Source organism: Vibrio cholerae (genome assembly GCF_008369605.1).
Lineage (GTDB): Bacteria > Pseudomonadota > Gammaproteobacteria > Enterobacterales > Vibrionaceae > Vibrio > Vibrio cholerae.
The window spans coordinates 653,177-665,966 of record NZ_CP043556.1 but is presented as its reverse complement, the minus strand read 5'-3'; the positions used below and the strand labels follow the sequence as shown (position 1 = coordinate 665,966).

General features: G+C 45.6%; 9 protein-coding genes. 3 read left to right on the top strand and 6 right to left on the bottom strand.

All coding sequences use genetic code 11. The features are described 5' to 3' along the window. Window positions 1-174: 174 nt before the first annotated feature. Window positions 175-810 (top strand): DUF2057 domain-containing protein, encoded by a 636-nt coding sequence (locus F0316_RS17070; protein ID WP_000803889.1) that lies wholly within the window; start codon window positions 175-177, stop codon window positions 808-810. A 95-nt stretch (window positions 811-905) separates the two neighbouring features. Here the strand turns inward: F0316_RS17070 and F0316_RS17065 are convergent, their stop codons facing one another. Then, on the bottom strand, window positions 906-2,294 hold the full coding sequence (locus F0316_RS17065; protein WP_001081270.1) for an SLC13 family permease: 1,389 nt from the start codon (window positions 2,292-2,294) through the stop codon (window positions 906-908). Between the two features lie 313 nt (window positions 2,295-2,607). Between F0316_RS17065 and F0316_RS17060 the strand changes: the two genes are divergently transcribed. Together F0316_RS17060 and F0316_RS17055 are read left to right on the top strand one after the other, a co-directional pair. Then, window positions 2,608-3,564 (top strand): AEC family transporter, encoded by a 957-nt coding sequence (locus F0316_RS17060; protein WP_172626079.1) that lies wholly within the window; start codon window positions 2,608-2,610, stop codon window positions 3,562-3,564. Window positions 3,565-3,694: 130 nt separating this feature from the next. Next, complete coding sequence (locus tag F0316_RS17055; RefSeq protein ID WP_001132624.1) at window positions 3,695-4,720, top strand: acyltransferase; 1,026 nt, start codon at window positions 3,695-3,697, stop codon at window positions 4,718-4,720. Between the two features lie 172 nt (window positions 4,721-4,892). Here the strand turns inward: F0316_RS17055 and F0316_RS17050 are convergent, their stop codons facing one another. Genes F0316_RS17050 through F0316_RS17030 form a run of 5 tightly spaced genes read right to left on the bottom strand, consistent with a single transcriptional unit; the run spans window position 4,893 to window position 12,738 of the window. Next, window positions 4,893-5,294 carry an MAPEG family protein gene (locus tag F0316_RS17050; protein WP_000258882.1) on the bottom strand — a complete coding sequence of 134 codons (402 nt, stop codon included), beginning with the start codon at window positions 5,292-5,294 and terminating at the stop codon, window positions 4,893-4,895. Between the two features lie 59 nt (window positions 5,295-5,353). Continuing rightward, the gene (locus F0316_RS17045) at window positions 5,354-6,457 is read right to left on the bottom strand and encodes a hypothetical protein (RefSeq protein WP_000806146.1); all 1,104 of its coding nucleotides are present in this window, start codon (window positions 6,455-6,457) and stop codon (window positions 5,354-5,356) included. Beyond that, window positions 6,441-10,115 (bottom strand): LysM peptidoglycan-binding domain-containing protein, encoded by a 3,675-nt coding sequence (locus F0316_RS17040; RefSeq protein WP_002052927.1) that lies wholly within the window; start codon window positions 10,113-10,115, stop codon window positions 6,441-6,443. Before F0316_RS17040 ends, F0316_RS17045 begins: the two co-directional genes overlap by 17 nt. A gap of 2 nt (window positions 10,116-10,117) precedes the next feature. Then, window positions 10,118-10,645 carry a DUF4123 domain-containing protein gene (locus F0316_RS17035; RefSeq protein ID WP_000083098.1) on the bottom strand — a complete coding sequence of 176 codons (528 nt, stop codon included), beginning with the start codon at window positions 10,643-10,645 and terminating at the stop codon, window positions 10,118-10,120. Beyond that, entirely contained in the window at window positions 10,642-12,738 is a 2,097-nt protein-coding gene (locus F0316_RS17030) for a type VI secretion system Vgr family protein (protein WP_149560752.1), read from the bottom strand. The genes F0316_RS17035 and F0316_RS17030 overlap by 4 nt, the downstream gene beginning before the upstream one ends. Between the last annotated feature and the right edge of the window lie 52 nt (window positions 12,739-12,790).

The following is a 12,790-nucleotide window of genomic DNA, read 5'->3' as shown; positions in this document are numbered from 1 at the left end:
CTAATTAGCAGCACATTTACCTTATATTGTACGAAATGCATCCAACTCCATTTTTCTGTTAAGTTTCAGTGAATTTGCTTCACTTTGTGAGAGTCAAACCTTGCCTTTTCGCTATCAAAAGCGCACCCTTTGCAGCGCTCGTCACAGAACGAAATACACAAAAAGGATTGAAAAATGAAACCTATGCAGCGTCTGACTTGTTTGCTTGCCCTCTGTTTTGCTGCTTCAGCAAGTGCCAAAGTCACTATGGAGATCCCAGATACGATTGATCTATTGGTCGTAAATGGCAGTAGCCCTAAACTCTCAGGCGGCTTTTTTGACGCCACGAAAAAGCTAGAATTAGAGGATGGTGAACAGCAAATTGTCTTTCGTTACTCGCCTTATTTCAGTCAAGGCAATGATCGCATCATCATCGATAGTGAAGTGGTGATTGCAACTTTTGACGCTGCCAACCAAGAACTCCGTTTTGATATGCCTAAGTATCGAGATGCTCCTCAGGCGACCAAAGCCATCAAAACCATGCAGTGGCAACTACTTGATCAACAAGGTAAAGCTGTAGAATTGCGCCAAGATCGTCTTATCAAAGAAGGCATGCAGATTGGGCGTAACTTTGAGTTTGAAACCGCTGAATATAATAAGAAAGGGGGTGTGGCGGCCTTAACCAGCTCAATGGCGGTTCAGCCTATCGCTCAGCAAGAGATTTCCAATGCGACGGCCATGGCTGCAGCCGAAGAGATGCTGCACTTTTGGTACAACAAAGCGGATGCTGAGACCAAAGCTCGCTTTAAAGCCTTTGTTAATCAACAATAAATACTTTTTTTCTGCTGATTGCTCTACGCAAAGCGGAATACAAAACTAAACGAGGCCTCAAGGGCCTCGTTTTTTATCGCTCCATAAACAATGACTTACTGCCAAAACAGCATCGCAATCGCGGTGAGCAGTCCAATACACGCAATATTGAGATAAAGCCCAACACGCATCATCTCGCTCTGCTTGATATGACCGGAGGCAAACACAATAGCATTCGGCGGGGTTGCCACTGGGAGCATAAAGGCGCAAGAGGCCGCAACCGCAATCAATACCGACAAGAGCACTGGCGACATGCCAAACGCTTCTGCTACGGTGGCAAAAACAGGGATCAGCAGAGCCGCACTAGCGGTGTTACTCGCAAACTCAGTTAAAAACACCACAAAGGTCGCCACGACTAGAATCACCACGAAGATCCCCATATGGGAAACCATATCGCTCAGAGCGTTGGCTAAAAATACACTGGTTCCGGTCTGTTTCAGCACGTTACTCAAACACAGGCCGCCACCAAACAGCAGCAATACACCCCAATCAGCGGTTTTCTGGATCTCTTTCCAATGCACAACACGTGCAAAGCTGAGCATTAAAATCGCTCCTAGCGCCACCAGCGTATCAAAGCTTTTGAAACCACCCAGTGCAGCGTTAATTGGGCTACTGAAAATCCATAAAAATACGGTTAAACCAAAGATGCCAAGGGTAACGACTTTACCTTTGTCCCAATTGACCGGAGCACGGTCCAATTCAAACGTGCCATTGAGAGTCGGCTTTAACAGGAAATAAAGGATTGCAATCGCCATTGGCAACATCATCATCGCCGTCGGTAAACCAAACTTCATCCAGTCAGTAAACGAGAGGCCGACCTCAGCCGCCGCAATCGCATTCGGAGGACTACCAACCAAAGTCGCGATACCGCCAATACTTGCGCTGTAAGCGACGCCCAACAGAACAAACACGTAAGTGCTGCGTTGTTTATCTGCATCGACTTTACTTAATACCCCCAACACGAGAGGCAACATCATGGCGGCTGTGGCGGTATTACTGATCCACATCGAGAGCAGCGCGGTCACACCAAACAGCATAAACACCGCCACACTCATTTTGCCTTGCGCCATTGCGAGGACTTTATCGGCAATCACTTTATCCAGTCCTTGATGGTGCATGGCTGCTGCCAGTGCAAAACCACCTAAAAATAGGAAAATGATCGAGTTGGCAAAGTTATTCAGCGCCGCTTGGGTTTCGAAAATACCGAAAAAAACCGCCATCACGGGGACAAGAATCGCGGTGACCGTCACGTGCAGCGCTTCGGTTAACCAAAGCACCGCAATGAAGGCGAGCATACTGATCCCCAGCACCACATTGTGTTCAAAGGGGAGAAAATGGTAGAGCGCGAGAAAGAGTGCAACATCCGCCAAAACAATCAGGCTGTTACGATGAAGGAACCATTCTCGGGTATTGGTGGGCAAAGGGACACTATCGTTTCTGTTCATTATTATTTTCCTTATGAGGGCCTTTAGGCGACGCCATGATCCCACAGATTTAAACAGAAAAGATAATTATCATTGCAAAATTGTTAAGCTTATCAAAAGCGCGATTACAAATTTAACATATTGAAATGATTTGAAATTCATTGTTGGAACACTTTGCAATCAGGAAAGTTATACAAGCGTTTAAAACTTATTCACCACTTGGATACTAGATGCGCAAAAATCGCTCACAGAGAATTGCCACAAATTCCAATTTGTCTTCACCGCGATCTGTGGAAGAATGCAAAGCTTGCGAGCGTATATCCAAGGGATTGATATGACAGACATCATTGCTCAACTACAGTTTTCCGCCACCATCACAGGCCCCATCTGCCTTATGCTCGGTTTGGGGGTGCTTTTTAAACGGATTAACCTGATCAATGAGAATTTTATTGAAGTCGCGTCGCGGATTGTTTTTCAGGTCACTCTTCCAGCGATGCTTTTTTTGAGCATCGTCAGTTCAAAGCACGATTTTTCCTCAAGCACTTCCTTAGTGGTATACAGCTTAATTGCCAATATGCTGTTTTTTCTCTTCACTCTCTTTAGCACTCGAAAACTGATCGACAGACCTCATGATTGGGGAGTGATCACGCAAGGTGGCTTTCGAGCCAACACCGCGATTATTGGATTGGCTTATGTAGCCAACACTTATGGCAACGCGGGGGTTGCCCTTGCGGCTATCTACGTCGCCTCGACCACGGTTTTGTTCAACATTCAGGCGGTGATTGCTCTCACACCACGCGGAGAAAGTAATGGTTGGCAAGCGGGAAAATTGATGTTTAAAACACTCACCAAAAACCCGTTAATCATCTCGATTGTGCTTGGTTTTCTATGTTATCTCGCCAGTGTACCGATCCCTAAAATTGTCACTGATGCTGGCCACTACTTTGCCAATATGACCTTGCCACTGGCCCTACTTTGTACGGGCGGCTCGCTGAATCTCAACTCGTTGAAAGACGATCGCCATTCTGCCTGGTTTGCAACCGGTTATAAGCTAATTCTCTCACCTTTACTGATTACCGGTGGCGCTTGGCTACTTGGCTTTCGAGGCTTAGATCTCGGCCTACTCTTTTTGATGACCTCCGCGCCCACCGCTGCAGCCAGTTATGTGATGGCAAGAGCCATGGGTGGAAATGCGACACTGGCTGCCAATATTATCGCCCTGACCACCGTGTTTTCATTCTTTACCTGTACGCTTGGTATTTTCCTGCTTTCTAGTTTTGGTGTGATCTAATCACCACAGATGAGCACTGGATCGCAAATTGGCGATCTCCTTTTTTGACAGCAAAAAAAGGCGATGGAAATCAAAAGAATGACCATTTGATTAACGTAATGTCGGCCTTTTCATTTTGCCGAGTGTCGTTATGCCTAATCATCCGAAAATCGCCAGCCTTGAACTTGGGCGAGTGATCGCCATGCTGGCCATTATTACTTTGCATTGCCAACTGTTTACCACTTATTGGTTCCTCGATGATGAACCGTGGGTAGCTTATTTATTTAACCAATCCACCCGCTTTGCCGTGCCACTGTTTTTCCTTATTTCAGGCTATTTAATTCAACCCAAACTCAGCCACAACCCAATGCAAACCTTGCGTAATTACTGCTCGCCATTACTGAGGATATGGGTGATTTGGAGTGTAATTAGCCTATTAATGCCCTTCAATCTCGAAGTGATGGTAAATCAAGGCTACCTTGCCGAACGCTCTGGCTATTGGGGATTTTTGCTGCAACACCCGCTTAACTCATTACTTGAAGGCGGGCTGGTACATCTTTGGTTTTTACCCGCACTGATGATTGCGGTTGCCATCATGGCACTGTTGAGCCGCCAACAAAAAACACACTGGATGCTACCGATTGCCATCGGGTTATACCTCTACGGTGAATTTGCAGGAAGCAGCGCCGTCGTCACTGGCATGAGTGCGCCCATCTATACTCGTAACGGCCCATTTTTCAGCACCTTGTTTGTCGTGATCGGTTATCTGATTCGTGAACGGCACATCCTGTGGCAAGCGCGCTCTGCGCTGTTATTAGCGATGCTGGGAATGGCTTTTCACTTCGTCGAAGCCTATGGCTTACATCAACACGGGCAGGTATTTAACACCAATGATTATCTGTTTGGCACCGCTTTGTGGGCAATTGGGCTGTTTCTTTTCCTACTCGCCAAACCCGATCTAGGCCGAAAGCCTTGGGTATTTTCACTATCACAAAGCATCCTAGGCTTTTACGTCAGTCACTTGTTAGTGGTGATCATGATGATGAACCTTGCCAGATTTTTAGGGCTTACTGGATTAGAAAAAGACACACTGGTTCTATTTGGCACTTTGCTCACCACTTATCTGCTCGTAAAAGGCTTAGAACGTACACCACTCAAGCACCTGTTATTTCGGTAGCAATAAGTCTGAAACCACAAAGGGAGCCATGGCTCCCTTTACTGTTTACCGGAAATAGTACTTATCCCCAAACAACTTGGCGTTGCAGGTAGGCGGCAAATGAGTTCATCCCCATGAGTATAGACAAACTCTGTGATTGAGGTGAACGAGCGAAGCCAACACCGCTGCAGCTTCAAGTAGGAAGGGGATAGAAGAACTTGCTATAAGGCAATACCCATAGGTTTAACACCATCAGCACCGCTAAGCAGCCAAAAGTGAGCTGCATACCACGCACACGATTAGGAATGGTGGCTTTAAACATCGAATCAGCGTGTAACACCCGCCCTACCACAAAGGCCACGCCGAGTGCGTGAATCCACCACACATTAACGCCATTCATTTCAGCTAAACCGAGTAGGATTAGGAAAATGGGAATGTATTCCGTCGCATTACTCTGCGCACTGCGCGCCCTAACTAAGGCATCCACACCACCATCGGCAAACAGCACCTGATGTTTACGCCGCTGACGAATCACCTGTACGGCTAAATAAATCAACCAGCCGCACAGCACGACGGCATATCCTGTTGTGACCATAACCGTTCCTAAACACGAATATCTAGAATAATGAGTATAGCTGAAAGTTTTATAAAAATTTAATCCACCCACTTATCACGGCTAGTAAAACCATCTATGTATACCATGGGTGTCATTTCTTTCATACTTTCCTCTATATTACAGTCTGCAGTTATATTTTCCTCATTTTCTATACCAATAAAAAACTTGTCTGACCCTGTTATAGCCTCATACAAAGTAGCATAGCAATATAATTGCCTATTATTAAATTCGTTTTTAAACTCAAAAAACCTAGTCTTATAAAAATGTGTACCGCCTAGAGTCTTTAGTTTTAAATATAAATCATCATTACTTTTTAGATCAGAGTCCTGTCGAACAAGAAACTCTATTGCTGGTATATAATTATTATTAGCTGCAACAGTTAGCAACTGAATTGCTAATTGATATAATTCTGGAGTTTTAGCTTCATACTTAAATTTATCTTGTGGTCGAGTTAAAATAGTACTTACATAGTCCATCAAGGGTTGGTAATAATGAGCTTGAGAAAAGCGAATTACCTCTTGAATATACTGAGCACGTGTCTCTTTCGATTTCTCTAATTCTTGCTGTTGTAGTAGAAAATATTGAGCCCGTAGATCGCCTTGCGCAGCGAGAGGTTTAAAAAGCTCGATGGCTTTTTTAAAATTATTGTCTGTGCAAAGTCGAGCTGAATTTGGATCACTAATTCCTAAGGATTGAACAACCTGACTATCTAATGAGCCTGACCCTAAATAAGCACAAGCGTGGCTATTTTTTGCGATGGCTAAAGCTGCGTATGGATTACCCGAGGTTAATGACTTAAAGATTAAATTAGTAACTTCGCGTCTCTTGTTGTTATCCAACAACAACATAAGAGCGTACCATAACATAGCATCTGGATTACCCTCATCTATTAAGCTTAATAAGCCACCTTCTGCGACATCCCATTTCCCATGCTGAATATTGACCAATATGTCATACATCTTATCTCCCGGCTTTACGGTGCTCGAGATATAAGGATCATCTGATTTTTTATTAATATTTTCGGTAATAAATGGCTGAAATAGGGCAATATCGTCTTCTGGGTTAGGCTTACAAGCCACCAGCCCAATCATAATACTCAGCAGCATGACAAAACGGGTAATTCGATTAGGATAAGGCTTCATGGATACTCCAATTGATAATAGTTTCGTTCTTTTTCACTAGCTCACTGTGTGACTCTGTTTCTAGCCATATTTGCACTTTTTGACCGACCACTGGATTTTGTACCAGACTAATCGGGTAAGCAAAATACTGGGTTAGCTTTGGAATTCCAGCCAGCAGGCCGCTCTGGAATGACTCGTCATAACGAGTTAACACCATATTTTTACAAAGTATCTTAGAGTATTGATCAAAATAATCCATCAAGTCTTTATTACTAAGACTTTTAACAAACCTTGCCAATCTTAGCCACTGTGCTTGATAGGTTTGCCATTCCACCTGATGGTCTTTTTTGCCTGCGGGAAGTTTCCCCATAGCAATCAGGGTTTCTTTCCACTGTCTTTGGTTGGCTTCTTCACCAACACTCTTATCCGCCGCAAGCCATTGCATAATTTGTACAATGGCTTGGGCTTGCAGTTGATTCGCTTCCTGCTTCGTTCTAGATTGGCTTTGAGCTAAACTGCTTAAAATATTACAGAGCGTTTCTGGTGGTAACGTCACTATCCATTTACGCATAATTTCACTTCGTTTGGTATCTGTTATGCGTTCGGCTAAAAACGGTGCATATTCTTGACTCAATACCTGTTGCTTATAACCCGCTAATGCAGTTACAGGCATCAGTGATACCTGCGCCACACTCAAACCCATACCGAGCACAAGCGTCATTAAGCTATTGAGTTCATTAAAACTATCGTTAATTCCATTGGCATCCGCCTCTCCGAAAATCGCTAAGCGGCGGAAATGACTCTGTTTTAACACGCCAAGTAAACAACCAATAAACTCATCAGCGGCGTTAGCATCAATATTAATCGCCACTTTACCCGTGCAGCCGGGGCCCACAACCAGCCCCGCTGAAGCCACTAAGATGATAACCCCACCCTGAACCAGCAGACGAAACTCGGCGTGATAACCCGCACCAAATGAACCTGATAGCTTGCCATCAATTGAGCCTAACTTTTTCGGTGGCTTAGGAGGCTTACTCTGAGTTACGCACTTCACCTCAGGTGGAGCCCAATACACAGTAGCGCCTAAAGTCCCCCCAGCCTCTACCCCCGCAAATGCATCAACACTAATCGCCGCTTCTCCGGCATAAGCTGCTTGTCCTGCACTCCTTAAACTTCCCCCCCCAAAGGTATAAGCATCGTAAATATTGGGATCCAATAACCCTATAGTACTGCCTTTAATACCAAAGCCTTCACTCGCATCACTCGGCCCTATGGCGAGCTTAGCGCTTAATTGACATGATGCAGCAGCCAATCCGTAAACGGAGCCTGTGATGCAAACCCGCAAATCACCCGCTTCATATTTATGTTCACGACTGTGTTTATCAAGGTAGGTTAAGTTAATGCTATACCCTTTCACTTGCTCCACCTGCTCTGGCTTCATCGCTTTATTTTCAGGGATAAGCGGGAGCCAAAATGCAAAGCTAAGCAGGCCTTGCAAAGCCGTGAACTGAGCAGATATTGAACCAGAACCACCAATATCTCGGCGCTTTTTGATTAAATTTTGGTAAGTGCTGACTGGTGAATTGAGATCAGCTTCAGCCTTAGTCGATAAGCGCAATAACTGAGCACCGGCATCAACCGAATAAGCCGATGTTTCACCATTTGGTCCCTTGCCACCTTGGTAATGGTAGCTATCTTGCCAGAATGCAGTATCGAACTCAGCGCTGGCTTTGATGGGCATTAAATCTAGCGTATTTTCTGGCTTACTCAGCGCGTTCAGGGCGTCAGTCAATGAACCGACTTCGACAATTTTTTTTCCTGATGATTGCGCGGTGCTAAAGGTTATCCTTTCGGTGATAACTCGTACATGCCCGGCCGCTATGGCCGCTTCTCGATCCTCGTTGTTTTCTGGAATAAGCCAATGTGGGCCTCGGATATAGAACACTTCCTTATCTGAAAGTAAACAACACTCCACCGCTTGGAGATCGTTAGCTCCTGCTTTATTAATAAAACCTGACTTCTGCTTTTCTTTAGGCTCATACTTAGTTTCATCCCATAGCAGGGTCAGCGTCGGCGGCATCTCGCTCTCATTACCCAGAGTAAACTCTAAACTACCCGCACCTTGCGCAGCGCGTTTTTGAGCCAGTGATTTTAAGTACTCTAAGCGCGCTACCGCGAGTTTTTTAACCCAAAGTAATTGCCTAAACAGTTCATCAATCGGAGTTGACCTGTCGTTACCCAGCACCTGTGACAGGGCATTTTTATGTTTATTGATTGTCGCATCGATAACCGCTGATAGTGCTGTCGCCGTAAAATAGGACCACGCAGCCGGGCCTTTGACAATTCGGTTGAGATGAACATCCAAAAGATCATTATCAAATTGATCGCCAGCGGTTTCTTCATATAAGTTTTTGATGAGCTGACTGTCATTGATGATATCGAGTGCTTTGCCCGACTCTCGCCAATTATTAATTTTTTTTAACGCTGCAGGGCCGCAAGCTATGCCAGATTCGCCTTCCAACTGATTTAAAGTTAAACACTGTTCTTTAATGACTAAGCCATAATGGTTGAGACTTTTTAAACTTATCGCACATACAAACGCTTTTTGATTAGCAAGAAACTCTTGTTGCTCTTGAATTGAGAGCATCGTCATACGAGAGCCTTGTTCTAAGGCTTGTTGTAACTGTTTTGGCCACGATGCTAAATAAGCTCGAGAACGTTGAGCGCCCATACTGAGTAAATTTTGCTCAGTCTGACCGCGACTGGAATGCATTTGCCGTATCAAAAATGCCAACGTATTTTGGTGAGTACTGGTAAAGTACTTGAGCTGTTTATGGTACACAAATTTACTACCATCATCAGCTACATGGTCTTTTGCGGCATTTTCGGCAGCTTTTTCAAGCCGTTGGATCTCTTCTTTAATTTTGTCGATAACCAAAGCTCGTAACTGGTGATTGATCTGTTTTTCAAACACAGGGCCTTCTGGTGATGGACGATATAAATTACCGAATTTTCCGTAGTATAAGTGCCTGTTTTTGGCCTGCTCGCGATGAGATAGCTTCTTATGCGTTTCTTCTAGTGGCACACCAATCAATAGAGCAACATCAAGCAAAAAGTCATTGGGATTCGTCCCATCAACTCTAAATGCTTCATTTTTAATCACAAGATTAGCCAGTAAGAGTGTTTTATATTTTTCAGCCACTTCTGGTGTCATAAATTGTTCGTGAACTTTTGCCGAAAACTTTGAAATTAAACCTAATTTATTGAGGTTTTTCATCGTGGCTTCGACATCATTCTTAACTATAGCTTGCGCTATATTCGCCCTTTCTATTGCTATTTTTTCTTTGGCTTGCTCGGTTAAGGCATACCAAGCTTGTTTCCCCGTTTTAGGGTGGGCGGGCACATACAATATGTCAGCGTATTTCATTGGGCTTTGGCATGTATCGTTGCCGCCATTTGGCTGAGTCGGTGGCTCAACTAAGTCAATCCGAGAACCATCAAACTCAATGGGCTGAGTTAAATCCTCTGGAAGCTTTAAAACGTCACCTTCATAGATAAGATTAGGATCTTTAATCTGTTGGCTGTTGAGTTTGAGCAATTCATCAACAGACACGTTGAAACGCTTAGCTAATACACTTAAGCAATCGTTCTTCAAAATGGTATAGGTTTTATCGGTCATGTTTACACCCACAGCTTAAAAATCGGCGAGGTCAGGTTAACGGCTTGAGAAGGTTCAGACACTTGAGGTGGATAGTGCAATGTTTGTCTATGATGTGCGGTATCCACCCAATGAATAGCCTGAGCTGGACCTAATAGGGTTGCAATGTCTATATCGTTCAGCTGTGATGCGGTTTGATTCCAAAAAGTATTGGTATAAAACCGTAAAAAACAGGCTTTATTATCAATCTTAACCTGAAGTAGTGACTGTAAATATTCGGTGAATTCAAATCCATCGTGGCGAGAATCTAACTCAAATATCACTGAACTTGAGTCAAAATTGGGAAGGGTTAGCCACTTTTCTAATACTGCACTATGACTACCGATGTTAAGTAGCAATGGGCTTTTGTCCTGCAAATAATCAAAATCGGAACCTGCGAATAAAACTATCGCTTGCTCGACTTTCATCTTATTGGTGATTACCGATATCGCATCAGGGATACGAATCGTATCCACCACTAACCAATAATTAATGGTATTCCGTTGACTCATGAGGCACCTCGTTCACATGGACAATCACCTCGTGGACATGAGCCATCGCTTTGTCTTTGACACATTTTTGCAAGCGGTACGTTTGCCATTGCTAAGGTTGCCATCGTGGGCGCTGAAAGTTGTAGAGGTAATGGATTAGGCGCAGCAGGGGTGGCCTTCATCTGATGTGGCAACTCGGCCATTTTACCGCCATAGCCTGAGCCGCTGCCTGCGCTGCCGCCAGAGTTGAGGTTAATAGCAGAGCCGACGACGTGCACACCGCCAGCATCGACTTTAATAAAACTGCCGCCGGCTTTGATGGTAAGCTCGTTGCCTGCTTCCAAGACCAGTTTGTTACCCGCTTTAAGGTGAACCTCAGTACCCGCATCGTAAATCGCTTTGCTGCCGATTTTTTGCTGCAATGAACCGCCGATTTCGCTGCTGCTGTCGAGTTTGACGAGTGTGCGACTTTCTCCCTCGACCGTCAGGTGTTGGTTGTGCTTAATCTGGCTGAACTGGTCATTTTCAACGGTCAGATGTTGGTCGTGACGAATGACCGTGGTGTGGTCGTTTTCAATCAAACCATCGAAATCTTTCTGCGCATGCAGGTAGATTTGCTCTTTGCCCGCTTGGTCTTCAAAACTGAGCTCGTTAAACCCTTCCCCTTGGTGCGTCTCGGTACGCAGCACGGTTTTGGTTTTGTGCTCTGGCAAGCTGTATGGCGGCGTATTGGTCGCATGATAAGTGCGGCCAGTGATAATGGGTTGGTCTGGGTCGCCATTTAAGAAAGAAACAATCACTTCATGACCGATGCGCGGAATAGCGATAAAGCCATACTGACTGCCCGCCCAACCTTGCGACACCCGTACCCAACAGGAGCTCTGCTCGTTACCGTTCGAGTAGCGGTCCCACGGAAAATGGATTTTCACCCGCCCGTGTTCATCACAGAAGATTTCTTCCCCTTCAGGACCGACGACCGTGGCTATCATTGGACCATCGACTTGCGGTTTAGGTTGTGGCTCAGCGCGCCAGTGAAGATGCCCCGGAATTAAGCTGAACTGATTACTGTAGGTAGTGGCACCACTGCCGCCCTCTTCTTGTAACGCTTGCGGCTGCTCACCTTGGTGGTTAATAGAGACCACCACCCAATCGCGGTTCATCGCGGGGTCAAGGTGCTCTTGCAGGTCAAACTTATAGCCGGCACGCAAAAGCGGCTCGTTGCTCTGCCCTGTGGCGGTATCGGCATGGCGGCGCAGGTAGTCTAAACGGATTTGGCTAAAGGCGGCGCCGTTCACATCGTCTTTGTAGCGCCCCGGCGCATCAAAATGTTGGTAGCGGGTTTGCTGATAATCCAGCTCAGTACCCTGCACGGTTTGTAAAAAGGAGTAGGCTGGCTTTTTGAAGCTGTAGTCTTTGAGCTGAACTTCGCTCACTTCTGCTTGGGTGCGATAGGTTAAGCCGTGGATATACGGCGTATCCATCGTGCCGCCCGCTAAGGCGTTGTACGGGATGGGCTCAGGCAGTTTGCTTAGGCTGTCACTGGCATCACTGAAATAGAGGGTATGCTTGCCCGCTTCGTGGACAAAGCTGTACACCAAACCTTCTTCAGCGGCGAGGCGGTGCAGAAAGTCGATATCACTTTCACGATACTGCACACAAAACTCACGCTGCCCGCAATCACGCTTGAGCGCAAAAGCGTAATCGTTAATGCCCATCTCTTGCAGCAAGATAGAGAGAATTTCTGGAACAGTCTGCTTTTGGAAAATGCGGCTGTTGTGGCGCAGGGATAAGCGCTCTAAGGCTGGCACTAAAGTGAGTTCGTAGAAGGTGTGATGATGGCCGATATCGCCTTGGCTGAAAGCACGCACAATGCCATGCACGCGCTGCACCAACTGTGAATTACGGTAAAGCTTGAGCTCAGCACGCTTATCGACCATCTGCTCAGCAGTCAGATTGGATACCCGACTCGCCAGTTGCACTTGATAGCGAAACCCGTAACAGGCTTGCCCTAAAAAAACACTGTTGGAGAGTGACTCCTGCCCGTGGAAGCCTCTGACCACCAGAGTCTCATCTTCCAGCCCTTCCACCTCAATGCTGTACGCTAATGTCGCCATCCTGCCTTTCCTTCCCCTACATTAAAAATGGCAAAACCTTAAACCCACAATA

Coding starts and splice junctions, on each gene's coding strand:
- F0316_RS17050 (WP_000258882.1), bottom strand. CDS start 5,294: ATGGTCACAACAGGATATGCCGTCGTGCTGTGCGGCTGGTTGATTTAT.
- F0316_RS17040 (WP_002052927.1), bottom strand. CDS start 10,115: ATGACCGATAAAACCTATACCATTTTGAAGAACGATTGCTTAAGTGTA.
- F0316_RS17065 (WP_001081270.1), bottom strand. CDS start 2,294: ATGAACAGAAACGATAGTGTCCCTTTGCCCACCAATACCCGAGAATGG.
- F0316_RS17070 (WP_000803889.1), top strand. CDS start 175: ATGAAACCTATGCAGCGTCTGACTTGTTTGCTTGCCCTCTGTTTTGCT.
- F0316_RS17030 (WP_149560752.1), bottom strand. CDS start 12,738: ATGGCGACATTAGCGTACAGCATTGAGGTGGAAGGGCTGGAAGATGAG.
- F0316_RS17035 (WP_000083098.1), bottom strand. CDS start 10,645: ATGAGTCAACGGAATACCATTAATTATTGGTTAGTGGTGGATACGATT.
- F0316_RS17045 (WP_000806146.1), bottom strand. CDS start 6,457: ATGAAGCCTTATCCTAATCGAATTACCCGTTTTGTCATGCTGCTGAGT.
- F0316_RS17060 (WP_172626079.1), top strand. CDS start 2,608: ATGACAGACATCATTGCTCAACTACAGTTTTCCGCCACCATCACAGGC.
- F0316_RS17055 (WP_001132624.1), top strand. CDS start 3,695: ATGCCTAATCATCCGAAAATCGCCAGCCTTGAACTTGGGCGAGTGATC.